Source organism: Deltaproteobacteria bacterium (genome assembly GCA_016210005.1).
Taxonomy (GTDB): domain Bacteria; phylum Desulfobacterota; class Binatia; order HRBIN30; family JACQVA1; genus JACQVA1.
Genome location: JACQVA010000193.1, coordinates 43,603 through 69,050 on the forward strand (window position 1 = coordinate 43,603; position 25,448 = coordinate 69,050).

18 protein-coding genes are annotated in these 25,448 nt (G+C 66.9%); 12 read left to right on the forward strand and 6 right to left on the reverse strand.

Annotated features, from left to right (window positions below; genetic code table 11):
* Nucleotides 1-129 precede the first annotated feature (129 nt).
* The 4 genes from HY699_18800 to HY699_18815 all read left to right on the forward strand — a co-directional run bounded on the left by HY699_18800 (nt 130) and on the right by HY699_18815 (nt 5,543).
* On the forward strand, nt 130-2,097 hold the full coding sequence (locus HY699_18800; protein MBI4517861.1) for a TonB-dependent receptor: 1,968 nt from the start codon (nt 130-132) through the stop codon (nt 2,095-2,097).
* Entirely contained in the window at nt 2,087-3,061 is a 975-nt protein-coding gene (locus HY699_18805; GenBank protein ID MBI4517862.1) for a hypothetical protein, read from the forward strand. The genes HY699_18800 and HY699_18805 overlap by 11 nt, the downstream gene beginning before the upstream one ends.
* A complete protein-coding gene (locus HY699_18810) occupies nt 3,058-4,731 on the forward strand; it encodes a HAMP domain-containing protein (protein ID MBI4517863.1) in 1,674 nt (557 codons plus the stop codon). Before HY699_18805 ends, HY699_18810 begins: the two co-directional genes overlap by 4 nt.
* Nucleotides 4,732-4,799: 68 nt before the next feature.
* The gene (locus HY699_18815; protein ID MBI4517864.1) at nt 4,800-5,543 is read left to right on the forward strand and encodes a class I SAM-dependent methyltransferase; all 744 of its coding nucleotides are present in this window, start codon (nt 4,800-4,802) and stop codon (nt 5,541-5,543) included.
* On the opposite strand, the gene HY699_18820 is transcribed toward HY699_18815, so the two are convergent.
* Nucleotides 5,492-6,934: a transglycosylase SLT domain-containing protein gene (locus HY699_18820; protein MBI4517865.1), complete on the reverse strand. Its 1,443-nt coding sequence runs from the start codon at nt 6,932-6,934 to the stop codon at nt 5,492-5,494. The two genes, HY699_18815 and HY699_18820, sit on opposite strands and share 52 nt — an antisense overlap.
* On the opposite strand from HY699_18820, the gene HY699_18825 reads away from it, so the two are divergent.
* The 3 genes from HY699_18825 (at nt 6,933) to HY699_18835 (ending at nt 13,879) form a co-directional block, all read left to right on the forward strand.
* Entirely contained in the window at nt 6,933-7,697 is a 765-nt protein-coding gene (locus HY699_18825) for a methyltransferase domain-containing protein (GenBank protein MBI4517866.1), read from the forward strand. The genes HY699_18820 and HY699_18825 overlap by 2 nt on opposite strands.
* A gap of 269 nt (nt 7,698-7,966) precedes the next feature.
* Complete coding sequence (locus HY699_18830; GenBank protein ID MBI4517867.1) at nt 7,967-11,416, forward strand: hypothetical protein; 3,450 nt, start codon at nt 7,967-7,969, stop codon at nt 11,414-11,416.
* 93 nt (nt 11,417-11,509) lie between these two features.
* Nucleotides 11,510-13,879, forward strand: coding sequence for a hypothetical protein (locus HY699_18835; GenBank protein MBI4517868.1), 2,370 nt, complete (start codon nt 11,510-11,512; stop codon nt 13,877-13,879).
* Between the two features lie 27 nt (nt 13,880-13,906).
* On the opposite strand, the gene HY699_18840 is transcribed toward HY699_18835, so the two are convergent.
* Complete coding sequence (locus tag HY699_18840; protein ID MBI4517869.1) at nt 13,907-15,865, reverse strand: TonB-dependent receptor; 1,959 nt, start codon at nt 15,863-15,865, stop codon at nt 13,907-13,909.
* A 94-nt stretch (nt 15,866-15,959) separates the two neighbouring features.
* On the opposite strand from HY699_18840, the gene HY699_18845 reads away from it, so the two are divergent.
* The gene (locus HY699_18845) at nt 15,960-16,343 is read left to right on the forward strand and encodes a hypothetical protein (GenBank protein ID MBI4517870.1); all 384 of its coding nucleotides are present in this window, start codon (nt 15,960-15,962) and stop codon (nt 16,341-16,343) included.
* Nucleotides 16,344-16,398: 55 nt separating this feature from the next.
* Here the strand turns inward: HY699_18845 and HY699_18850 are convergent, their stop codons facing one another.
* From HY699_18850 to pcaD, 4 genes are all read right to left on the reverse strand, one after another.
* On the reverse strand, nt 16,399-16,941 hold the full coding sequence (locus HY699_18850; protein ID MBI4517871.1) for an Hsp20/alpha crystallin family protein: 543 nt from the start codon (nt 16,939-16,941) through the stop codon (nt 16,399-16,401).
* Nucleotides 16,942-16,966: 25 nt separating this feature from the next.
* Complete coding sequence (locus HY699_18855; protein ID MBI4517872.1) at nt 16,967-17,419, reverse strand: CBS domain-containing protein; 453 nt, start codon at nt 17,417-17,419, stop codon at nt 16,967-16,969.
* A gap of 226 nt (nt 17,420-17,645) precedes the next feature.
* The gene (locus HY699_18860; protein MBI4517873.1) at nt 17,646-20,000 is read right to left on the reverse strand and encodes an MMPL family transporter; all 2,355 of its coding nucleotides are present in this window, start codon (nt 19,998-20,000) and stop codon (nt 17,646-17,648) included.
* A gap of 667 nt (nt 20,001-20,667) precedes the next feature.
* Complete coding sequence (gene pcaD, locus HY699_18865; protein MBI4517874.1) at nt 20,668-21,456, reverse strand: 3-oxoadipate enol-lactonase; 789 nt, start codon at nt 21,454-21,456, stop codon at nt 20,668-20,670.
* Nucleotides 21,457-21,564: 108 nt separating this feature from the next.
* Between pcaD and HY699_18870 the strand changes: the two genes are divergently transcribed.
* From HY699_18870 to HY699_18885, 4 genes are all read left to right on the forward strand, one after another.
* Nucleotides 21,565-22,164: a TetR/AcrR family transcriptional regulator gene (locus tag HY699_18870; GenBank protein ID MBI4517875.1), complete on the forward strand. Its 600-nt coding sequence runs from the start codon at nt 21,565-21,567 to the stop codon at nt 22,162-22,164.
* Nucleotides 22,165-22,191: 27 nt separating this feature from the next.
* Nucleotides 22,192-23,364 carry a saccharopine dehydrogenase NADP-binding domain-containing protein gene (locus HY699_18875; protein ID MBI4517876.1) on the forward strand — a complete coding sequence of 391 codons (1,173 nt, stop codon included), beginning with the start codon at nt 22,192-22,194 and terminating at the stop codon, nt 23,362-23,364.
* 65 nt (nt 23,365-23,429) lie between these two features.
* Nucleotides 23,430-24,446: an efflux RND transporter periplasmic adaptor subunit gene (locus tag HY699_18880; protein MBI4517877.1), complete on the forward strand. Its 1,017-nt coding sequence runs from the start codon at nt 23,430-23,432 to the stop codon at nt 24,444-24,446.
* Nucleotides 24,447-24,488: 42 nt separating this feature from the next.
* Complete coding sequence (locus tag HY699_18885) at nt 24,489-25,448, forward strand: ABC transporter ATP-binding protein (protein ID MBI4517878.1); 960 nt, start codon at nt 24,489-24,491, stop codon at nt 25,446-25,448.

Here is a 25,448-nt window from a genome sequence, read left to right on the forward strand (position 1 = left end):
GCCCACCTTGCTGTAAGCTCGGCGCTGAGCCCACTTTGCGCACGCCATCTGGCATGGGGCGTGCTCAGGCGGAACCATTTGGTGAGGTGCGTACGAACACGAACGGGTTTCCTGCTGAGCTTGGTCAGTATGGCCGCGGTCGCCCTGGTCGGGCCGGGCCGGGCCGCCGCTGACGACGTGACCGAGCGTGAGCTGCTGCTCTTCGACGAGCCGCAGGTCAGCGCTGCGGCCAAGCACACCCAGCCCGTGCGCGAGGCCCCGGCGGCGGTCACGGTTATTACCAAGGACGACATCCGGCGCTTCGGTTATCGCACGCTCGCCGAGGCGCTGCGTTCGGTGCGCGGATTTTACGGCAGTTCCGACCGCAACTACGACTACATCGGCGTGCGCGGTTTCTTGCGGCCGAGCGATTACAACGATCGTATTCTGCTCTTGATCAACGGCCACACCTACAAGGATGACATCTACCAAACGGCGCAGGTCGGCACCGAGTTCGGCATCGATCTCGAAGCGGTGGAGCGCATCGAGGTTGTGCGCGGGCCGGGCTCGGCACTCTATGGCGGCAACGCGCTGTTTGCCGTCATCAACGTGGTGACAGCCGGCGCAGGCGATCGCCGCGGTGTGTTTCCGCTGGTCGAGGCCGGCAGCTTTGGGCGCAAGCGCGGCCAAGTGACGGCCGGGCACGTGTTCGACAACGGTCTCGAGCTACTGGCCAGCGGCTCGGTGCTCGACCTCGACGGGCAGCGCCACCTTTTCTACCCCGAGTTCGCTGACCCCAGCACCAATAACGGCGTGGCCAGAGACAGCGACGCCGATCGCGCGCTTAACTTCTACGCCAGTGCCCGCCTCCACAACCTCTCCCTACAGGGCGGCAGCAACTGGCGCGACAAGCACATCCCCACCGGCGCCTTCGGCGCCAACTTCAACGACCCGGACACCAAGAGCGTCGACGAGCGCTCGTTTGCCGATTTGCTCTACACCGCCGCGCTGGCGCCCGAACTCGCGCTCACCACGCGGGTCTTCTACGACCGCTATCGCTACCAGGGCACTTACATTTACGGCTCCGGCACCGATCGGACCAAGAACCAGGATCTGGCCCTGAGTCACTGGCTCGGCAGCGAAACTCGCGCCGAATGGACCGGGCTGCGCTCGGCTCGGCTCACCGTCGGCGCCGAGTACACCTACCACCCCGGCGCGATGCAGGAGAACTACGACCTTCCCGGCGCCGGCCGTATTCTTGACGACAACCGCGCCTTCAACACCTGGGGCGTGTACGCGCAGGAAGAGTTCGCCGTGCTCTCGAATCTCACCCTGGTGGGCGGCTTGCGCTACGATCGCCACTACAACCGCGTCGATAACATCAGCCCGCGCGCCGCCGCGATCTGGCATCCCAGCCCCGCCACCACGCTTAAACTGCTTTACGGCCGCGCCTTCCGTCCGCCCAACTTGTTCGAGCAGTACTACGCCTACGCCAGCACCGGCACCATCAGCCTCGCCAACGCCAAGTTGGAGCCCGAGCAGATTGCGACCTATGAGGGCGTGCTCGAGCAGGAGCTGTGGGGGCGCGTGCGCGGCGTGCTCGCCGTGTATCATTACACCGTCAAGGATCTCATCGACCAAGTTCAGGTTCCCAGCACCGATCCGGATACGGTGGTGATCCAGTACCAGAACGTCAGTGCGGCCCGGGCCACCGGGGCGGAGTTCGAGCTGCGAGTACCGTTGCCGCTCGGGGTGATGGGCCGCGCCAGCTACAGCCTCCAGGAGACCCGCGCCGCCGGCGGCCGGCTGCTGAGCAATTCTCCCAAACACCTCGGCAATGCCGGCGTTGCTTTTCCCTTACCGGCGGGATTGTCGGGCGCCGCCGACATCAACGTGGTCGGGCCCCGGGACACGCTGCAAGGGCAGCGACTCGAGCCCGCCGTGGTGGCCAACGCGCATGTGAGCTATGCCACGCCGATTCCGCGGCTGGGCCTGACAGCCGACTGTTATAACCTGTTCGACAACATCTACGCCGATCCCGGCGGGGTCGAGCATGTGCAGGACCGCATTCCGCAAGACGGCTTCAGCTTCCGCGTGCAGCTGCACTATGGCTTCTGAATTACCTCGCAGCGCCGCCCGCGGCCGGCAGCTCTGGCCCGGCGCGATATTCCTGGTTGGCTTGCTGGCCGCGCATCTGGCCGCCGGCGCGGTGCCGGCACGGGTGGCGATCGTGAAGAGCAACTCGCTGACTCCGTTCGACCAAGCCAGCGATGCGATTATGGCGATTCTGACGGCTGATCCGCTGCAGCCCGAACTGCTCACCTTCGATCTCGAGGGTGAGCGCAGCAACGCTGTCGCCGTGCTCGCGGCCGTACACCGCGCCGCTCCCCGCCTGGTTATCGCCGTCGGCTCGCTGGCGACGGCGGCGGTGCTCGATGACCCCGAGCCGCTGCCGGCGCTGTTCTCGATGGTGCTTTATCCGCGCCCGAGCGGCTTCCTCGACCGCCCCGCACGGCAAATCTCCGGGGTCTCGCTCGACATCCCGCTCGAACTTCAGTTCTCCTACCTGCGGCGGCTGGTGCCCGCCGCACGCCGGGTCGGGGTGCTTTACAACGCGGCGGAAACCGGAGCGATCATCGAGGCGGCCCGAACCGCCGCCGCCGCTCACGGGCTGGAGTTGGTGGCCTCAGCGGTAAGCGAGCCGGCACAAGCAGTGAGCGCCCTGGGCCCGCTAATGGAGCGGGTCGAAGTGATCTGGGCGGTGGCCGACAGTCACGTCTTCAGCCCGCGCACCACCCCCGCGCTGATGCTGGCGGCGCTGCGGCGCCGCATACCGCTGATCGGCTTGTCGACCGCGCATGTACGCGCCGGGGCGGTGGCGGCGCTCTCGGTCGATTACGCCGACGTCGGAGTACAGACCGGCGAGATGGCTCTGGCGGTGTTGCGCGGTGCCTCGATCTCGGCCCTACCCCCGGCAGCGCCGCGTAAAGTGACCCTCGCACTCAACCTGCAAACCGCGGCGCATCTCGGCTTGAGCATCGCCGCCGACCTCCAGCGTGAGGCGCGGGAGCTGGTGCAATGACACCGCCGGCCCGGCCCGAACCGGTATCGGGACGCGCCCGCCGCCGCTGGGGCTTCGCGACCAGGTTGGCACTGGCGAACTCGCTGCTCATAGTCGTGGCCTGCTTGACCCTGGGCTGGATCATCGTGCGGCGCGACCTCGAGGAAATCAGCCGCAGCCTAGTCGAGCGCGGCCGCACCATCAGCTTGTACTTGGCCCGCGATGCCGAGCTCAGCATCCTCACCGGCGACACACAGGCGCTCGAACAACTCGCCCACAGTGCGCACGTCCAACACGATGTCGTGTACTGCCGGTTCTTCGATCGCGGCGGCCGCCTGTTGAGCTCGGACGGCGACACCGGCGACATCGCCGCCGCGGCCACTAGCAACGAAGGGCTGGGGGCGGTGGGACCGCTGGCGCGCACGCCGCAGGTGTGGGAATTCCAAGCCCCGGTTCTGACGGCCGATAGCCGCCGCCAACGCGAGGAGCTCGAGTTCGGGGAGGAGCCGCCTGCACTACAGCGGCCGCAGCTGGCGGCCCAGCAACGCATCGGCACCGTCGTGATCGGGATCTCATTGGTACCGTTGCACGCGCTGCGGCAGCGAGTTTTCGTTACCGCCGCCTTCTTCGCCGCCCTGGTGACGGTGCTCGCCGTCATCGGGGCGGTAGTGATGGCGCGGGCGATCACCCACCCGCTGCAAACCCTAGCCAAAGCCGCCGACGCCATCGCCCGCGGCGAGTGGAACAGCAGCGTCGCTATCCATACCCGCGACGAGGTCGGCGCGCTGGCGGCTTCGTTCAACACCATGGTGCACAGTGTGGCCAGCAGCCGCGCCGCGCTGGAGGACTACAGCCGCACCTTGGAGGAAAAGGTGCAAGCCCGCACCGAACGTCTGGAGGTGCTCAACCGCGAGCTGCAAGAAGCTAACCGGCTGAAATCCGAGTTCGTGGCCACTGTCTCACACGAGCTGCGCACGCCGTTGAACGTGATCATGGGCTACTGCGAGATGCTGATGTCGGGGGCCGGCGGCCGCATCAGCGACGAGCAGCGCACCATGCTGACTACGATCGAACGTTACTCGCAGCAGCAACTCGAGCTGGTGACCAACGTTTTGGACTTCTCGCGCCTGGCTTCGGGCAAAGTGTCGCTGCACGTCGAGCGCTTCGCCCTAGCACCGCTGCTGGCCGACATCGCCACCCCTTACCAGGCGCGCCTGGCGCAAGCCGGCATCCAGTTCAGCACCAGCGTGGCCGCCGGCGTGCCCGAGCTGCGCACCGACCGTATCAAGCTGCAAGAGGTCATCCGCAACCTGGTGGATAACGCCGTCAAACACACCGCCGCCGGCCGCATTGCCGTTGACGCCCGCGTCAGTGCCGCGAGCGCAATGCTGCTGATCGAGGTTCGCGATACCGGCCCGGGTATTCCCGCCGAGGCTTTGCCCGGCATCTTCGAGCCCTTCCACCAAGCGGTGCGCAACAGCGGCAGCGCCGCCGGCGGCGTCGGCCTGGGGCTGAGCATCGTCAAACATCTGGTGAACGTACTCGGCGGCACGGTCGCGGTCGAAAGCCGCCTCGGCGAGGGCTCCGCCTTCAGCGTCGAAATACCCGCCCGCCTCGATGGCCCGAGCGACCGCGACAGTCCTGTACCCGCACCCTCTCCGCCGGCCGCCAGCGACCTCGCTGCGCTCTAGCAGCGCGTCATACGATTGTAACATCACTCGCCTTGACCAGCGCCGGTTAAGACGCAATCGTGCTCGCCATGGCAACGGCGCAACGTGCGGACAAGGTCTGGAAGAGTGACGCGCTGGTGCGGATCTTCCTCCAAGGGGTGCGCGGCGGCATTCCCTTTGCCGCCGAGCAGATCGATATCATGCTGCGCGTCATCGCCGCGGGCGGCGTGCCGCTACGCCGCTTCGCCGATCTCGGCTGTGGCGGCGGCACGCTCACCCGCGCCCTGCTGGCGCGCCATCGCGGCGCGCGGCCGACGTTGGTCGACTTCTCCGAGCCGATGCTCGCCGAGGCCCGCAGCGCCTTGGCTCACTGCGACCCCGCACCCAGTTTTGTTCTGGCCGACTTGGCCGCGAGCGAGTGGCGGCACGCGCTGGCAACCGACGCGCCCTTCGACGCGGTTGTCTCGGGCTACGCCATCCACCACCTGCCGGATGAGCGCAAGCGCACGCTCTACGGCGAGATCTTCGACCTGCTGGCGCCGGGCGGGATGTTCGTCAACGTCGAGCACGTCGCCTCCAGCACGCCGTGGGTCGGGCAGGTCTCCGACGAGCTGATGATCGACTCGCTACACGCCTTCCATCAGCGCCAGGGCAGCGACAAGACCCGGGCTCAGGTGGCCGCTGAATTCGTCCATCGCCCCGACAAAGCCGCCAACATCCTGGTGGCAGTGGAACGACAGTGCGAGTGGCTACGTGCCGCCGGCTTCGCCGACGTCGACTGCTACTTCAAGGCGTTCGAGCTGGCAGTGTTCGGCGGCCGCCGCCCCGCCTGAGCCTGCCCGGCACCGTCCGGCTCAGGGACAGATTGCGGGCTGAAGCCTGGGATACCCAGGCGTTGGATGTGGGTGGCGTTAGTGCCTTCTTCGTAGCGCGGTAGCTTACCGTCAGCCCGCCAGAGCCGGTATGCGAGCGCGGCGGCGAGCACGCGAATCGGGTAGTCACGGGGCAGGTGTTGCAGGTACGGCTGAATCGTCACGAAGTCGCGCGCACCGTACTGCTCCATGATCGAGCGCAGGCCGCCGTTGCGCGGCCCGATGTTGTACGCCAGCAAGCCGAGAAACAGGTCGCCGTTCATCTGTTCCAGATACCGCTGCAAGGTCGCGGCCGCCACGAAAGCGTTGTGACGCTGGTTGAGCGGATCGAGGGTCGATACCTGCAATTGCCGGCGGGCGGCGTTCAGTGCCGGCGCCGGCGGCGCCGTGATCTGGAACAGCCCGCGCCCGCCGTCGGCGCTGTCACGCGGGTAGAAGGACGACTCGGCGGCGCCCACCCCCATCAGCACTTCGGCATCGACACCGAAGGCGGCCGCGGCTTCGTGCACGGTGGCCTGGTACACCCGCGCCCGTTCGAGGAGGCGTTGCAGCTCGGCGTGATCCGCACGCCGGTAGGCGGCATACACCTGATGCGCGATCGCCTGCCGCTCGGCCTCTGCGCTGCCGCCCATCAATGTCCGCAGCCGCGTCACCTCGGTGTGGAAAAAGGGCTGGCCGGCACACCAGGCAGCACCCAGCATCAGCAGCGCGGCCACGGCGGCCGGAGCCCACGCCAGATACCGGCTGATCCAGCGCCGCCAAGCCCGCCACAGGCGCAGAAACAGCGCGGCGGCCAGCACCAGCCCGAGCACGGTGGCCGCAAACGGCAGCAGGCTCTCCCACAAGTCAGCGCCGGCAAAGTGTTCCGCGGCAAAGCCGAGGGCCGCAATGACGCCGATGAGGCCGGCAACCAACAACGCCGCGGCCTCGATGCCGGTACGCAGCCATACCTGCCACACCGCTTGGCGCCGGCGCCGCTTGCGCCGCTTCTTGACAGCAATATCCGCCACCAACCCATCCCAATCCGCCCGGCCATCGTAGCCTTCGCCGGTCGCGAGAAAAAGCGCAATCGTACGGTGCTTAGCGCAGGCCTTTGGAAAGGGAACCTCCGAGGCCCCTAGCACCCAGAAGAGACTCTCAGCGCCGGCTTCGCCCCTCGATGCTGGGACGTTCGACCCGTCGACGAACGCGCGGCCCCTGCCTGCACCTGCGCGCCAGGCTCCGCCACGGTGTCCTCGGTGCCTCTGTGGTTCACCCGGCCTACCCGCTTTCCATTCATTAGGACGCCCCGCTGGCGACTGTATCCGTTTCAGCTGTACGTATGGCAGAGTACGGCGAACGGAGGCCCCCATGAGTACACCCGAAGACGCCGCCCGCCGCATTTTCAGCGAACGCGCGGCAACATACACGACCAGCGCCACCCACAGCGATCCGCAGATATTGGCGCGGGTGGTCGAGCTATGCGCGCCGCAGCCGCAGTGGTTGGCGCTGGATGTGGCCACCGGCACCGGCCACACCGCCCTGGCACTGGCGCCCCACGTGCGCGCCGTGGTCGGCACCGACCTGACTCCGGCAATGCTCGCCGAAGCCGAGCGGCTGCGCCGCCAACGGGGCATCGCCAACGTCAGCTTTCGCGTCGCCAACGCCCACCAGCTACCGTTTGCCGGCGGCTCGTTTCAGCTCGTGACCTGCCGGCGCGCGGCCCATCACTTCTCCCAGCTGGCGCAAGCACTCGGCGAGATGCATCGGGTGCTAGCGCCCGGCGGACGCCTGGTGATCGACGACCGCAGTGTGCCGGAGGATGACTTCGTCGACCGCTGCATGAATCAGCTCGACTGGCTGCACGACGAGTCGCACGTGCAGCAGTACCGGCCCAGTCAATGGCGGCGGCTACTGGCGGGTGCCGGCTTCAACCTCGAGCTGGTGCAACCCTACGAGCAGCACCGGCCGCTGTCGGCGCTCACGGCCGGCGTGTCGCCACAAAACGTGTCACGCATTCATGCCATATTGGACGGGCTGACGGAGGAGCAACGCGCGAAACTCAATCTCTGTGAGCGTGACGGCGCCCCCCACCTCACCCATTGGTACGTTCTGCTGGCAGCCGAGTCAGCTTGAAACCCCGGCAGCTGGGGTGCGCGACACATTTGGGGGTAACGTGGTTCGGTGTTATGGTCGTTTCTTTCGGCCATGGGCCTCGGCCTGACAGTACACCGTACTGTCAGACTGGTGAGGATTTGCCCGGTCGGCTGCACGTTACCCACAGATTTGTCGCACACCCCGGCAGCTGGCTGGCAATCGCCGCGGTTGACAAGCCAGTGCCAAGCGGTCTAGGCAACGCTGGCACTCTAGATAGTGATTGCGGCGATTGAGGCGGGCCTCGCAAGATGAGAGACACCAACAGTGTGTTGTTGGTCGTGCTGCTACTGATGTTCGGCGGCGTGGTCTACACGCAATCGCCGCCCGACTCGACCGAACAACCTGCGGCCAGCGCGGCGGCCGCGCTGACGACAGTGGCAACCCCGGCGCCGGCAGCGGGCTCTAGCGCCACTGTTGCCCCCGACTGCGGTGAACTCGATAGCTTGCTGGTGCGGGCGGGAGCCGGCACGGCAACGACGCGCGAGTTTCTCATCGCCTTGGTACCCGATCCGCTCGACGCCCACGCCGGCTGGCTGTTCGATGCCCAGCTCGATGCCATTCAGCGCGCAATCGAGGGCGACTACTTCATCGATCGTTACGCCATCCCCTGGCAAGTAGAAGGCAGCAAGACGGGCTGCGACGCCGCCCACAGCGGCTGCTGCGCGCCGGCGCACCAGCAAGCACCGGGCATTGTCTTGTTCCGCAGCAAAGACGGCAAACGGATGCTGGTGCTGTTCCTGGTCGGCGAGACGCCGACCTCGGGCATTCACAAGGCGGCGCTGCGGCGTGCGCTCGACGACATCCTCGAGGCCGGCTGGAAGCCGCCGCTGCGGATACTGGGCCCGACCTTCGACGGCTCAGTGCACTCGCTGCGGCTGGCGTTGCAACGCTGGTGGAGTGACGACAAAGCGGCCTTGGCCACCCGCAGCGCCGCGGCGCCGTTGCTGCGCATCATCTCGGGCGGGGTCACCAACGGCGAGAGCAAACAGCTACTGGAGACGGCGTTGGCGAGCGATGACGGCTTTGGTCCGCTCCTGACCTTCCAGACCACGGTGGCGTCGAAGACGATGATGCGCGCGGCTTTGGAGGACTACTTGGAGGAAATCGGGGTGCCGCCATCCGAACCGATCGCGGTGCTTACCGAAGGCAACACCGTTTACGGGCGTACGGTGATCGGCAACGTCGGTCAAAGCGCGGGGCGGGAATGGCTGGTGATCAATTTCCCGATGCACATCTCGCACGTGCGCAGTGAAGCCGAGCGCGTACGCGCAGCTACCAAGAAGGCTCCGCAAACCATCGAAGACGGGCAGCGCCCGGCGCTGGAGCTGTCAATGCAAGACAGCGATCAGGCGCGCGACCTGGTGCCGGCGTTGGCCCCGAAGCTGAGCAGCCGCACCGACGAGATGCTGCTCGCCAATGTGCTGGCCAGCATCGCGCGCGAAGGCATCAGCTACGTCGGCCTGTTCGCCACCGACGTGCGCGACACCCTCTTTCTCGCCGGTCAAGTGCGCAAGTACTGCCCGGATGTCAGACTGTTCACCTTCGCTAGCGATCTGCTCTACACTCACCCGATCCACAATCACGACCTCGAGGGCATGATCGTGGTGTCGACTTATCCGCTGTTAGGCGACAATCAGCGCTGGAGCCGCCTGCTGGCCAAGAACCGCCGGCGCCTGCAATTCGGCAGCGATGCCGCCGAGGGGGCGTACAACGCCACCGTGGCGCTGCTGGCCAAAGACGAACGCGAGTGGCAAGTGCTGCACCAAGAACGGCAACAGCTCCTCCAACGAGGCGCGCGGACGCAGCTGGACGAGCAGGCCGCCGCCCGAGCTAACGAGCTGAAGGAGGGCGAGAGTAAGCTGGCCAAGCGCCTGATCGACTACGCCATGCCGTTTGCCGATCGCAGCGCGGTGCGCCAGAGCCGGCCACCGATTTGGCTGAGCGCGGTGGGCCGCGGCGGGATGTGGCCGCTCGCGGTGAAGCCGGATAAGTGCCCGGAGGGGGATAAGCAGTGCGCTGCCGACTTCGTCTTTGCGGCGCCGGTACCGGCCGACGAAGACGGCGGCGCTGAGCGCAGCTTGAGCACCGAGCTGGGATACTCGGGCCTGTGGCTGTTCATGCTCACTCTCCTTTGCTTGTTCTGCGCCGCCCATGTGGCGGGCTGGCTGAAGGTGAGATTATGGGCCACTCCCGCCGCCGAGCTGAGCAATCCGTGGCAGCTTTTCGAGATCTTTCAGCCGGCCGGCGGCCGGCCCTGGGCGTGGCGCCAGCGGTTGTTTGTCATCGTGTGTTTCACCGCGCAGGCCGCGGTCGTGGCCGTGTGGGGCTGGCCGTTGGTCGTCCTGCTGGGCGCGTGGCAATGGTGGCCGCTTAGTCTCGCAGGGGAACCGAGCGCGTTGATTCTGCGCTATGCGCGAGTAACGAACCTGGCCGCGGGTCTTTCCCCGCTACCCCCGGTGCTGTTCCTCGGCGCACTGTTCTACCTCTGGAGCGTGTGTAATTTGCGCCGGTTGCGCCTGTCGCAGGCGCACCGGGCACCCAACCCGCTGGCGGGTGGCGATGGCCTGGCGGGCGCCGGGATGGCAACGTTGGAAGAGCGGGTGATGCGGCTGATCGACCACCCGATCACCGGCATCGGCCGGGCCATGGCGGTGATACTACTGGTCGCAAGCGTCTTGCCGGCGTCGTGGCTGTGGCTGCGTTTTCTCCCGTCGTTCGAGGGGCCGCTGTTCGATGGCCTGTTCGGCGCCGCTTTTGTCATAGGCCAACTGCTGGTGGTGTGGGCGTTTATGCGCTTCCTGATGTTGTGGCACCAGACGCGGCGCTGCCTGCGCCGCTTGGCCTGGCATCCGATGGTGGACGCTTACAACCGCTTGCCGAAACGCCTGGCGACCAAGCTACGCGGGCGCTTCTATGCCTACTTGCCGACGGCGGTCGAGCGCGAGTTGGCGGTCGAGCGCTGGCTGCAACTGGTCGAGCAGTTCAAGACCGTCGCCACCGGCCAGCGCGACGACGACATGCGCCTCTTCGGCGACGGCGGCGATGCTGCCGTTGTGGCGACCCGCTTCGCCGGCGAGCTCGAGCGCAGCGCGGCGTGCGGGACAGCGGTGGCGGCCGGGGGGAGCGATACCCAGCGCGGCCTGTCGCGGGCGGCGCAGATCGCGACCTGGCTGCTCAACGAGTTCTGGCGGAACGGGCCGCTGAGAAAGCCGGCGCGAACCCCGTCAAGCGCCGCGGCCGCGGCGAGTACCAAGGCAGAGGACGCCTTTCGGCGGCGCCAGGCGGCTTGGCTACTGGTGGCTGAGGACTTCGTGGTGCTGCAAGTGGTGGTGTTCATCGGCTACGTCTTCTCCCACCTGCGCATGCTCGTGCTCTTCCTCATGGCCGGCGTGCTGCTCATGCTGGCAACCGTCAGCTCCTACCCGTTCGAGCCTCAACGGCTGCTGATGGTGTTCACTTGGGTCGTCATCCTCGCCTTCGTGCTCGCGGTGGTGGTAGTGGTGGTGCAAGTCGATCGCAACGAGCTGCTCAGCCGCCTCAGCCACACCGATGTTAATCAGGTGACCTTTGACGCCACTTTCGTCGGCCGCATCGTGACCTACGCGGTGGTGCCCATCCTCGGTCTGCTGGCGGCCAACTTTCCCGGCATGGGCGGCCTCTTCGGAGTACTCCAGCCGCTGCTGCGCATCTTCCGCTGAGGCCCCGGTACGCCCTTGGCAAGCGGGCGGCAAGCACGTAGAACCGCGCCACGGGAGGTACAGCACGTGCGGTGTAAGTCGGTGTTGCGCTCTATGTGGCTGAGGCGGTCGGCGCTGCTGGCAGCGCTGGCGCTGGCGAGCGGCTGCGGCGGCACGGTGCCAAGTGGCGCGCCCGCAGCGCTGAGTTTCACCGCGCCGGCCGACCAGCAGCTGTCACTGGCCGGGGCGGTGTCGGTGGTGCTCAGGCTCCCGGCGAATGCAACCGCCGGCAGCCTGCAACTCAGCGTAGACGGCGTTCTCGTCAGCGGGGTCCACGTCGAGAACGGCGAGGCCCACGCCAACCTGGTCAATGTCGCCCCCGGCCATCACCAGCTCAGCGCCCAGATGCGCGCCGGCGGTGCAATGCTGCACGCCCAGGTGTCGTTCGAAACCATCTCGCTCAACCACCCCGACCAGTGCGAGGTGCTCAACGACGCCGAGTGCCTGCTGCCCTACCCTTCGGCACGCTTTCTCGCGCCCGCCGACACCCCTACCGGCTACCGTATAGATTTCCCGGCCGCCGGCATGCCGATGCAAAACGGCCGGCGCCTGCCGCCCGAGGCCTACAGCGTGCTCGACGGCTTCAGCCCCACCGTGCAGATTCTAATGCACTTCCCGGGCGGCGTTGACGTGGTTGCCTCCAACGCCGCCCGCTTACATTCCGGCACCCGCACCTACGACCTGCGCTCACTCGACCTCGACAGCCCGACGGTGCTGCTCGACGCCGACAGCGGTGAGCGCATCTTGCACTTCGCCGAAACGGACGCGCGCGCCGCGGACGATCCCGGCCGGCAAGTCCTCTTCCTGCGACCCGGGAAGAGCTTGACGCCCGGGCATCGTTACCTTGTGGCCGCGCGCAACCTACGCCACCCCGACGGCTCGCCGGTGCAAGCCGAGCCGGTGTTTGCCGCCCTGCGCGATCGGCGGCCGACGGATATCGCCGCCGTCGCCTCCCGGCGCGATCACTTCGAGGAGCTGTTCGCGCTGCTGGGCAGCAACGGCATCGACCGCGCCGGCCTGGTGCTGGCCTTCGATTTCGTCGTGCAAAGCGAGCACGGCCTCACCGCCCAGATGCTGGCGATGCGCGATCAGGCCTTCGCCTGGCTCGACGGCGAGACCACCGCTGGCCATGCCACTTTCACCGTCGAAAACCTGATCGAGAACGATTGCAGTCAGCCGGGAGCGAGGGTCTGGCGCCAGGTGGAGGGGAGCTATCAGGTACCGCTGTTTCTCACTTCCGACCCGGTGGCGCATCCGGTAACACCCGGAGTGTTGAACGTATCCGCGGGCGGCACTCCGGTGGCCAACGGCTTCACCGCGCCGCCGTTCACCATCGCCATCCCGTGCGCTGCGCTGGCCGGCGGCGGCACGCCCAAACACCCGTTGATTCTCGGTCACGGCCTGTTTGGCGACGGGCGCGGTATGATCGAAGGGCTGGTCAACGACCCGCACCTCGACGGCATCGACTACATCGCCGGCGCCACCGACTGGCGCGGCCTGTCGGCGCCCGACCTCGAAGGCTCGATGAGCAGCTTCATCGTCAGCCAGATCGTCTTCAAGCTGCAGAACATCGCCGCGCTCGCCGATCGTCTGCGCCAGGGCCAACTCAATACCCTGGTGTTAGCGCGCATGCTGAAGACGGCCGCCTTCCATGTTGACCCCGCCTTTCGCACACCGGCGGGAGTGGGCGTCTTGGCCGGGCCGGAGCAGGAGGCATACTATTTCGGGGCCAGCTTGGGCGGGATCATGGGGCTGATGTTCGCCGCGCTGTCGCCCGATATCACCAGCGCCAATGTCGACGTGCCGGCGATCAATTTTTCCCTCCTGCTGCAACGGGCGACGCCGTTCCTCGAGTTCGAGCTGGCCTTGAAGCTCACCGGCATCACCGACCCGATGCAGACGGCGCTCGGCATCGGGTTGATTCACGAGCTGTGGGTGCGGGGTGAGTCGGCGGCCTACGCCACCCACATCACCACCAACCCGCTGCCCGGCACCAATGCCAAGAACATCTTGATGACGATGGCGTGGCTCGACCAGCAGGTGTCGAACGCCGGCACCGAGGTAGCTGCGCGCACGCTCGCGCTGCCCAATCTGGCAGGGTCGCTGATGCACGACCTGGCGCAGATTCCGGACCGCCCGGGTCCGCTGCCATCGGCGCTGGTGGTGTACGATACCGGCTCATTCGATCTGAGCAATCCCGAGCACGCCCCGTTCGTTCCGCCGCTGGCCAACTTGCAGCCGGAACCCAATCCTTGCGACCCGCACGGCCTGCGCGGATTCATTCCGGCCTCGATCGAGCAGCTCTTGCACTTCCTGCAACCGGGCGGCGAAATCGTCAACTTCTGCGACGGCACCTGCGACGCCGGCGGCCCGCGCGAGCTGCCGTTCGGCGCCGCCGCGCCCTGTGACCCGCTGGGCTCGTAGCGGGAGCCCGGCGGGCACGTCGCCGGCCTACAATTTGTAACGCACGCCGATGAGGAAATGCGCCGGCGGTGCCGGAAACGCGATCGACTCGGCGTAGTCGCGATTGAGCAGGTTGCGGACGCTGGCGTGCACGGTGAGGGGGGCGAGGCTTCCCGCAAAACGGTACGAGAGTGAGAGATCGGCACGGGCGTAACCGCCGATCTCGGAAGCTGCGAAACCCTGTGCCGGATCCGCGCTGGCGCGCCGGCCGACGGCATAGAGCTGCACCGTCGCACCCGCCTGATCGCCGGCGGTGAACCAGTGCTCGCGCGTACTCCGCGCGCTGACGGTGCCGCGGTGGCGCGGGCGATTGAGCAACCCGCCGGTTTGGGCGGCGAAGTTGAGGTAGGCGTAGGAGGCTGACAGCGTCAGCCAGGTCCACGGCCGGGCCTCGGCGCTGAGTTCGAGCCCCTGAAAGCGGGCGTTGAGGTTGCGCGCACCTAGTCCTTCGGGCACTCCGGCGATCGGCCCCGGCAGTTGGTCGGCGAGCTCCTCAATGAAGTTGCTGACCTCACGGTAGAAGTAGGTCGGTTCGAGACGCAGGCGCGAATCCAACAAGTCTTGGGTCAAGCCCGCGCTGATCTCCCAGCTCTCTTCGGCTTCCAGGTTCGGATCGCCGAGCTCGGGCTCGAACAACTCATCGAAGGTCGGCGCCCGGAAGCCCTCGGCGTAGCCGGCGCGCAAGCGCGTGCCGGTAGCGCGCAGATGGTACGCGGCGGAACCGCAAAAAGTGAGCTGATCGCCGAAATGATCATAGTGGTCGGCGCGCAGCCCGCCGGTGCCGAGCAGCGTGTCGTCAAGCAAGCGCAGCTGTTGCTGCGCGTACGCGCCGGCGTTGGAGCGGTTAGCGGCGAAGCGCTCGATCTCCTGCTCGATCTCGCCGTCTTCTTCCTCGGTCTCTTGCTTGAAGATGCGCGCCGACTGCTCGCTGAAGCTGACACCGACGGTGGTCAGGGCGAACTCACGCCAGTGGTAATCCAACTGGGTCTCGGCGGCGAGTTGCTGCTGCGGTAGGTGGGCGATGACCACGGGCTCGATCTCGCCGTCGTCATCGACCTCGTCGTCGCGGTAACGCAGGTTGTGACGTACCAGCGAGAGTGCGGCGCGGTAGGTCAGGCTGTCATAGAGCGACTGCTCCCACTCGCCTTTGGCCAGCAGGAAGTCGGCACGGCTGCGGGCATCGGCGTCGAGGCGTTGCTCGGCGACGTTGAACTGGCTCAAGCCGGCGCTCGTGCTCGTGTAGCGCAAGAAAGCGCGCACCGCCGCCGCCGGCAGTACTTCGGCGTCGGCGCGCCAGCCGGTCGAGAGATTGCGGTAGTCGTCGTTGACTGAACGAAAGCCGTCCGAGGCGCGGTGCGAGACGGTGCCGGAGACGGCCAGCGGCCCGCGGGCGCCGCTGACTGATACGACCTCGTAATGAGTAGCCGCGCTGCCGCCGGCGCCGTCGAGCGTCAGCCGCAGCGGTCCCTCGCCCCGCCGGCTGACCATGTTGATCACCCCGCCGACGGCCTGCGAGCCATAGAGCGCTCCGCCGCCGCCACCGCGCAGGATTTCGATGCGCTCGAGGTTGTCGGCCGGCAGATCGGCGAAATCGAACTGGCCGACGGTCGGAGTGTTGACCGCAACGCCGTCGAGAAGCACGAGCACTTGATCCGGCGCCGCGCCGCGCAGGGAGGCAAAGGCACTGCGGCCGGGAGAGCCGAACTCCGTCAGGTCGAGCCCGGGCGCGCCGCGCAGCGCCTCGGCAGCGCTGACCTGCCCGCGTTGTTCGATGTCGTCACTGCTGATCACGGTCACGGAGGTGGTCGCGTCCTCGCGCCGCACGCGCGTGCGAGTAGCGGTGACAACCACCTCTTCTAGCTGGACGGCCTCTTCGGCGCCCGCCGGCACAGCATTTAGCAGCAACACCAGCAACGCGCCGGCGCGGATCATCTTCATCTTCATCATACCGGATTCTCCCATAGCCCCTGCCGCTTATTGACGCCGGCTCGCGAGCGGTGATAACCGACACCTGTCACTGACACAAGCTTGGAGGTGATCCATGCAGGCAGCAGCCGGCAGCTGGGCGGTCGTGATGGCGGCGAGTGTGCTGATCGCATCGGCGCCCGCACCGTCCGGGGCGAGGGACAAACTCTGCGCGCAGATTCGCAAGGCCATCACCGCGGGGCGGACCGTGGATGAGGTCGCCCGCGAATTCGATGCCGATGCGGTGCGCATCGGCGATTGCATGCAGCAGCCCGGCAAACTGCGCAAGCCGGCGAAGGAAAAGCCCGGCACCAGCAAGGCGAAGAGGGCACGCGGCCGTGCCGGCACCGTGCAACGGTCAGACGCCGGCTCGGCTGGCCACGCCGGCCGCAGCAAGGCGAAGTCGCGGCGTGCTAGCGGCAAAAAGCCGGCAAAGCAGCGCTCAGCTGCGCGCCGGTGAGAATACGTCGCCGAGCCTGTGGACCAGGGTGCTGAGCGGGAGCGCCTTAGCGTGACTACTGCACCGCCACCTTGATCTGTTTCTTTTTCGCTTCTTCGGTCTTTGGCAGGCGGATCTCGAGCACACCGTCCTTGAAGGATGCCGTGACCTGATCGCTCTTGATATCCGCGGGCAGCGCCAGCGTACGGCTGAAGGCGCCGTAGGAGCGCTCGCTGCGGTAGTAGTCGTGGTCTTTGATCTCCTCGGCCTTCCTCTTCTCGCCTTTGAGCGTGAGCGCGGAGCCGGTCAGGCTCACCTCGATCTCGTCCTTGCTCATGCCGGGGAGATCGGCCTTGACCACCACGGCGTCCTTGTCCTCGTACACGTCGACCGCCGGAACCTGCATGCGCAGAGCGCGGCTCGGCCACCAGCGCTCGGGACCGAGCAACGACGGGAAGGAGAAGTGGCGGAAGTCATCGAGCATACGATCAAAGATGCGGTCGAACTCGCTTTCCACCGGCGCTGCGGGCGGCAAGACGCGAACTGGGGTAACCGCTACGCTCTTTGCGGGTGGCTTTGCGGCTTCCGGCTTACCTGCTGCTTCAGCCTTCTTTGCCATGGTCAACGCTCCTTTGCACAAAGTCTCAAGCCCCCTCGGGTGAGAGCTTGGGGTCAGCCTCCGCCAACGCGACGAACGCATCGAGCACGTCGCTACGCGCGAGGATGCCAACTAGGCGGTCGTGATCGACCACCGGAATCGCCCCGACGCGCTCGCGCCGCATCATTCTGGCCGCCTCGACGATGTTGTCCTTCGAGGTGAGCGTGAGCACGTGCGGGGTCATTACGGCTTCAACCTGGATTTTGGCGGGGTCGCTGCCGGGGGGTTTAGGCTTGCGCCGGCCCTCGATGGGCGAATCGAACACCGACGGGAAAGCGTCTCGCAGATCACGATCCGTAATGATTCCGACCAGCTTGCCTTCAACGACCACCGGCAACTGGTTGATCCGGTGTGCTTCCATCAGTGCGCGGGCGTGGGCGATGGTATCGTGGGGCTTCACGGTGTGCACGCGGCGGCTCATCCAGGTATCGACTTGCACTGGCAACACCTCCGTCTCGCTACGGCCGCAAGTTTCCTGCCATACGCCATGGAAATGGCCGCGCGCCGCAACCCGCCGCGCGACTGTCAGATGCTTCTCAGTTCTGAGACGAGAGCGCCGGCAAGTTTCTGGAGCGGCGGAAAGTCCAATTTGGAGGGGCGCGTCCCGTTCCCCCACGGGTTGTGGCCGCTGCCCACAAACGCACTCAACCCGAGCCGCCCTGACCCTACGCCTCGCCCACCGCTAGCCGCTGGGCGGGGGCTTCGGCGGTGGCGGGCTCTACGGCCGGCTGCAGGAATCGCGGCCGCATCACTAGCGCCAAGGCTGGAATTAGGGTCAGTGTGGCCAGCGCGCTGACTGAGACTATCGTGGCCGTCAAGATGCCTAGTCGGACCCAAAGGCTGAAGCCCGAGAACGGTAGCACCAAGTAGCCCAACGCCACGGCCGAGGAGACAAAGAAGATCGCTTTGCCGGACGAGCGCAAGCTGGCGCGAATCGCCTCTTCGAGCGAGTTCGTCGCCGCCCACTCCTCGCGGATGCGGAAGATCAGGTAGATCGCAAAATCGGCGCCGATACTCACGCCCATCGCCGTGATCGCCGCGGAGGTCATGTCGAGCCAGACCTGCCACCAGCCCATGACCCCGAGGTTGATCGCCACCGCGACGGCCAGGGGCATCAGGACGAAGAAGCCCCCAACCAGCGAGCGCAACACCAGCGCCGACAGGACGAAGATGATCGCGCTGACTTGGGCCATGTTGACGATCTTTTCGTGCACCACCACATCGTTCATCGCCGTCTGTATGCCGATCGTGCCACCGGCGATGCCCACCGTCACCGGCAATCCTTGAAACCGCTGCGCCGCGTATGCTTGCAGCCGGTGCATGAGATCGCGGCAGTAGGCGGCGGTGTCGCTCTTGCTCAGCGCCCGGATCACCGCGCGCTGGTTGTGCGCGTCGACGAACGCGCTCAAGCCGTCCGGCCCCGCGGCGGCGCTGTACAAGAAGAGGTATTGCGCGATCAGGCGCGCGTTGTCGGGGATCGCATAGAAAGCCGGGTCCCCGTTATTCATCGCTTGGTGCATGCGCTTGATATGGCCGACTATCGAAGTAACGCCGCCGATATTCGGATCGTCCGCCATGAAACGCTCGAAATCATCGATGGCGTTCAGCACCGCCGGTTCGAGCAGCGCATTCTCCCGCTGCCCCTCGACCAGCAGGCGGGCCGAAGCGGTGCCCGGCAGCTTCTCGTTGAGCAGGCGATCGTCCAGGCGCACTTGGGTGTTGGGTGAAAACCAGTAGCGGAAACTGCTGTCGGCACGGAGTGTGGCCGCACCGATTAGCGCCACCACCACCAGTGCCGCCGCCGCCGCCAACACCCGCCGCGGCCACTTCACCACTAAGCCGGCCAGCCCTTCTAGCGCCCCATCGAGCCAGTGCGACTGGCCCTCGCGCTGCGTCTCGCGGCGCTTGGGCGCCGGCAATAACCCGCGGCACGCCGGCGTGAAAGTCATCTCAATCACCAGCGCACTCAAAATGCCCGAAGCCATCAGCAGCCCGAACACGCGAACGCTGGCAATCCCAAACGACATCAGCGAGGCAAAGCCCGCCGAGGCGATCAGGCCGGCGGTGAGCATCACCGGCCCGACCGCAGTCAGCGAGCGGATCACCGCCTGCTCGCTGTTGCCCACCCGGGCATACTCCTCGTAATAGCGCTTGAGAATCTGCACCGCGTGACCGGCGGCAACCGCCAGGATCACTACCGGTGTCACCGCGCTCCAGGTGTCCATCGGCTCGCCCACCGCACCCATGATTCCGAGCGCCCAGATGACGCTGAGCAAGGCGGTGACCAGCGGTAAGAACATCGCCTGCAAAGTCCGAAACGCCTCGTAGTGAATCAGGCCGATCACTACCACCGCCAGCGGGAACAGCAGTCCAATCAAGGCGGTGTAGCGGGCCAACGCCGCGCGCAGGATCGGCGCACCCGCCAACGCGATGTGCACGGTCTGGTCGCGCTCCGGGCCGACGATTTCATCGATCCGTTTGGCAATCGCCGGATCGGCCAGCCGATCGTCAAACTCGGCCACGATTACGGTGGCGGTTTCGTCCTGCGATACCAGGTTGCCGCGGAATAACGAGTCCCGGCGCACGCTGTCGCGAAGCTGCTCGATCTCAGCCGTCGTAGTCGGCGCCGTCTCCATCAGGGAGTGAACATCCATCATGCCGTCGGCGCCGGCGACGACCGCCTTGACGTTGGGCGCCGCCAGCCCGAACAGATTGCTTTCAATCAGCCCCGGCGTTTGCCGCAGCCCCTCGGTGATGCGGTGTACCTTGGCCAAGATCTCAGCGGTATAGACGTCGCCGTGATTGGCAATGACACCGATGATGACGATGGCCTCGCCCCCGAATAGGTCAGAAATCCGGTTCTGGATCTGGACGTACGGATGCCCCTGGGGCATCACCGCCCGGCGGCGGATCTCCAGATGCAGGTGGCCAAGCTGCGTTGCCAAAGCCGCCGTGGCTAGGAGTACTGCCGCAACCACTGCCAGCCGGTGGCGCACCACGAACGCGATATAGCGCTGCATGTTCCCCCTTTTCCAAGCCGATCCGCCCGCCGACTTTGCGCCGATCGGTGCTAATTTGGGCGCTACCTACTACGCTCGGCGCCACCAGGGCAAACGCTCCCGACGACTCACATGTAGTGGGGTGTGCGACAAATCTGTGGGTAACGTGCAGCCGACCGGGCAAATCCTCACCAGTCTGACAGTACTGGGTACCGTCAGGCCGAGGCCCATGGCCGAAAGGGACGCAATTTGTCATCTTCCAGGCGCGGCGCCGCTTCTTCAGCTGCTTCTCCCGCACGATTGCGGTCTCTGCGCACCCTTTCTGCGCTTCGTAGTAGACCAGCTTGTCAACGCCGTACTTGGCCGAAAAACCCTCCACTACCTTGTTCTTATGCTGCCACACCCGCGTTGCCAGCTGTGAGGTCACCCCAATGTGCAGCGTGCCGTTCCGTTTGCTGGCCAGGATGTAAACGCAGAACTGCTTGTCCATAGCGCCAAACGCCAAACTGGATTCCCGCTTTCGCGGGAATGACGGCCATAACACCGAACCACGTTACCCACGAATTTGACGCACACCCCTCCGACTAACAGTCAGGCCCCTCGCCCCGCCGTGCTCTGGCCCGCATGTTCGGGAAATTGCGGCCGCCGTCTCACCTCGGCAGGATAGACGGATCGCCGGCAGCAGGGGCTACAGGGACCTGAGGAAGCCCAGCACGCTTTGGTTGAAGCGCTCGGCCTGCTCGATGTTGGAGAGGTGCGCGGCCGAAGCAAGGATCACCAACTGCGAGCCGGCGATCCCCGCGTGCATCAGCTCGGACGCGGCCACGGGCGTGCCTTGATCGTCGGCGCCGACGATGATCAAGGTGGGAACTCTGATCTCGTGCAGGCGGGCCGCGTAGTCCAGCGCCCGGATCGCCTGGCTGCAAGCGGCGAAGCCCTGCGGCGGCGTCGTGCGGACCAGCATGCGGACGCGGTCCACAACCTCGGGCGCCCGTTCGATGAACGGCCTGGTGAACCAACGCTCGAGGGTTCCCTCGGCCAGCGCCGCCATCCCCTGGCCCTCCGCCATCGCGATGCGCGCGTCCCAGAGCGGGCCCGACTCCGGCGGTATGCGGCAGGACGTATCGGCGAGCACGAGACTGCCCAGGACATCGGGCCGCTTGAGTGCGAGGGCCTGGCCGATCATGCCGCCCATCGACAAGCCGACGAAATGCGTGCGCTCCACGCCCAACGCCGCCAACAGGCCGAGCGCGTCGTCCGCCAGCACCTCGAGCGAGTACGGCCCGGGCGGCACCTCACTGCCGCCGTGACCGCGGGTGTCGTAGCGCAGGACGCGGTAGCGGGTAGCGAGTGCCGGGATCTGCGGTTCCCACATCTCCAGACTAGCCGCTAGCGAATGGCTCAAGGTCACCACCGGGGCACCCGCCGGTCCCTCCATCACGTACTGTGTCACGATGCCGTTGGCGACAACTCTCATGTTACCCTCCGACACCTGGACGATACGAGAGTTCCACGGCTCCTGGCAAGCCGGGCCGGCAATTCGCCGGACTTGACACTAGACCGACTAGTCGGTTTACTCCCGCCGATGCCGGTGCCCGCCCCCCGTTCTCGCCGCCACGCCACGCCCGCGACTCGGCGCGCACAAATCCTGCACGCGGCACAGCGCTGCATTGCCGAGAAGGGCTACCACGCCGCCACCATGGACGATATCGTGCGCGCCGCCGGCCTCTCCAAGGGCAGCCTTTACTGGCACTTCGGCAGCAAGGAAGAGGTCTTCCTGGCCCTCTTCGACGCCATCGTGGAAGAGGTGTTCGCGGCCTGGGAGCAAGAGGCCGCGGCCACGGCCAACACGTTGGACCTGATTCAGCGGCAGGGCGACATCGTCATCGAGCGGCTGTCATCGCAGCGCAAGCTGCTGCGGGCGTGGGCCGAGTTTTTCAATCATCCCGCCGGCCGCGCCCGCCTGGCGGCCGTTTATCGCCGTACGCGCAACACGCTCAACCGCCTGGTGCGGCGCGGCATCAGCCGCGGCGAGCTCCGCAAGCTCCCCGCCCCGGCCGTCAGCGCCGCGATCACCGCCCTCGGCGAAGGTCTGGTGGTGCAGGCGGTGGTCGACCCGGAGTTCGCGGCCTGGAAGCATTGGCCGGTGATGCGCGACATCATGCGCCGCGGCCTGGCGGCATAGCATAATATCTGAGCAGGAGATGCCGAGATGAGAGTCATCGCATTGGGCGGAGCAGGGAACATGGGCCGGCCGGCGGTCCGCGCCTTGGCGGGCAGTGAGCTGGTGACTGCCGTAGTCATCGCCGACAAGGACCTGGCGGCCGCCGAGCAGTTGGCCGCCGAAATCGGCGCCAAGGCTTCGGCGCGCGCGGTCGACGCCGGCAGCGAGGATCAACTCGCCGCGGTGATGGCCGAGGGCCACCTGGTGATCAACACCTGCGGCCCGTTCTTCAAGTTCGGCGCCACCGCCGTCCGTGCCGCCATCCGTGCCGAGCGCAACTACTGCGACATCAATGATGACTGGCGCCCGACGCATCAGGTGTTGGCGTTGGACTCGGCAGCCAAGAACGCCGGCATCGTTGCTATCGTCGGTATCGGCGCCAGTCCCGGCCTTTCCAATCTGATGGCTAAGCACGCGGTGGCGCAGCTCGACACCGTCGACGAGATTCAGACTTGCTGGCTGGCTGATGCGCAGGGTGAAGTGCAAGACGAGGGCCACGGCGGCGAGCACGTCAACGCCGCGCTCGAACATCTGATGTACAGCTGGAGCGGGCGCTTCCCCACCTTCAGCGACGGGCGCGCCGTTGAAGTCGACGCGCAAGAGCCCGGCCTGGCGGTAACGACGCCGGGCGGAGCGGTGCGCACGCTCTACCATGTCGGCCATCCTGAACCGGTGACGCTGCCGCGCTTCATTAGCGGCGTGCGCACGGTGGCCAATCTCGGCGGCCTGTTTCCGCCGCAACTCAATGACCTCGCCCGCCAGCAGGCGCAGCGGGTCAGCGCGGGCGGGATCAGCCCGCGCGCGGCCGCGCTGGCGTTTCTCGCGGGTGTGATGTCCGAACCCGAGCGCTGGCTGGCACGCGGCGACGCCGGCCCGGCCAGCGGTTTGTGGGTGGTTGCTTACGGCCGCAAAGCCGGCCGCCGCGTACGTTATGCCTGCGAGCTGGCGACCTCGGCGGCGGATATGGGTACCAGCACCGGCCGGCCGCTCGCGCTCGCCGCGCTCAAGATCCTGCGCGGTGAGATTCGCCAGCGCGGGGTGCTGCCGCCTGAAGCCGCACTGGACCCGATGCCCTTTTTCAACGAGCTGACCCGCCTCGGCCCGACGCCGCTAGTCACGGGCGGGTCACCGCTGATCGAATCGTCACGCCCGTTAGACTGAGGCTGGTCTTGGACGCACCCCGTTTGCTGGGTTAGCGCTCGCACCACTTACTTGGAGTCGTCCGCATGCGCAGTCGCGTTGGGGTTCTGCTGGTCGTGCTGCTCCTGGCCGCCGGTGCCGGGCTGTGGCGCTGGTACGCGGTCAACGAGCTCAACCACGCCGCCATCCGCGGCTCCGGCATCATCGAGGTTACGCAGGTCGATGTCGCCTTCGAGGTACCGGGGCGAATGCTGGAGCGTGTTGTCGACGAGGGTGTGATGCTCGACAAGGGCGAGCCGGTGGCGCGCCTCGACGAGCGTGAGTACCGGCTGCTGGTCGATCGTGCCGGCGCCGCCCGAGCGGCGGCCGACGCCCGCTACCGCTTGCTGCTCAAGGGCGCGCGCGCCCAGGACGTAGATCAGGCGCTGGCGGCCCTGGAGTCGGCCGGGAGCACGCTCAAGCTGCAACAGCGCGAGCACGAGCGCGTCGCCAAGCTGCACGCCGGCGGGGTGGTTTCGCAGGCCGAGTACGACCGCATCGCGCTCGCGCTGGCCAACGCCCAGGCCGCCCACGACCGCGCGCGCGCCCAGCTCGAGTTGTTGCGCGAAGGCTTTCGCACCGAGGAAATCGAGGAGGGCCGCGCCCGGCTGCAAGTGGCCGAGAAAGAAATCGAGCTCGCCGAGCTCAACCTCGCGCGCTGTCAGCTCTACGCGCCGGCGGCCGGGCGGGTGCTGAGCAAGAGCCGCGAGCCCGGGGAAATGGTGCAGCCGGGCACGCCCATCGTCACTCTCGGTGACCTGAGTCGCCCCTGGGTCAACGTCTATGTCGGCGAGCGCGATCTCGGCAAGGTCTGGCTCGGCATGCCGGCGCAGGTGAGCGTCGACTCCTTTCCCGGCCAGCCGTTTGCCGGCAAGGTGACGTTCATCTCCGAGCGCGCCGAGTTCACCCCCAAGAACATCCAGACGCCCGACGAGCGGGTCAAGCTCGTCTACCGCGTCAAGGTCGAAGTCGAGGCCCGCGAGCAGGCGCTCAAGCCCGGCATGCCCGCCGATGCCGTATTGCCGTTGGCGCCGCCGCCGAACGCGGCCGCCTCGCCCGAGTGAAACCCGCGGTCGGCTACGCCCGTATCCGCACTGGTGTCGGCGATGAGCGCCGCAGCGATTGAGGCCGAGCACCTCGCCAAGCACTACGGCAGCACCGCTGCCCTGCGTGACGTCAACCTGTCAGTGCAGCCGGGCGAGCTGTTCGGTCTGGTCGGGCCCGACGGTGCCGGCAAGACTACCTTCTTGCGGCTGTTGGCCTGCCTGCTGAGCCCCAGCGGCGGCCGCGCCGCGGTCGACGGCGTCGACGTCGCCAGTGCCCCGGCGGTGGTCAAGAGCCGCATCGGCTACATGTCGCAACGCTTCAGCTTGTCGGAGACACTCACAGTGATGGAGAATTTGCTCTACGTCGCCGACGTCTGGGGCGTGGCCGCGAGTGTCCGGCGCCAGCGCATCGGCCGCCTGCTCGAGTTCAGCCGCTTGGGGCCGTTTCAGGATCGCCTGACCCGCAACCTCTCGGGCGGGATGAAGCAGAAGCTCAGTCTCGCCACTTGCCTCATCCACCAGCCGCGCATCCTGCTGCTCGATGAGCCGACCATCGGCGTCGACCCGTTGTCACGGCGCGACTTCTGGCTGATCCTTTACGATCTGCTGCAAGAGGGCTCGACCATTCTGCTGTCGACGCCGTACATGGACGAGGCCGAGCGCTGCGGTCGCGTCGGCTTTCTGCTCGACGGCCGGGTGGTCGCCTGCGGGCCGCCGGCGCAGCTGAAGGCCGACCTCGGCGTGGTCATTCTCGATCTGCGCTGCGCCCAGCCGCGCCGGACCCGCCACGCCTTGCGCCGGCTTGCCGGCTTCGAGCACACGGTGCTGTTCGGCGAACGCCTGCACCTCACCGTGCCGCGTGCCGGGCTCGACGCCGAAGCGCTGGTGCGCCGGGTGCGGGCTGAGGGCATTGCGATTGAACACTGGCAGGTGCGCGAGCCGTCGCTCGAGGACGTGTTCCTGGCCTACACCGGCCAGGCCGAGGCGACGCCGGGCGCCGCCGGCGCGGGGCCGATCTGA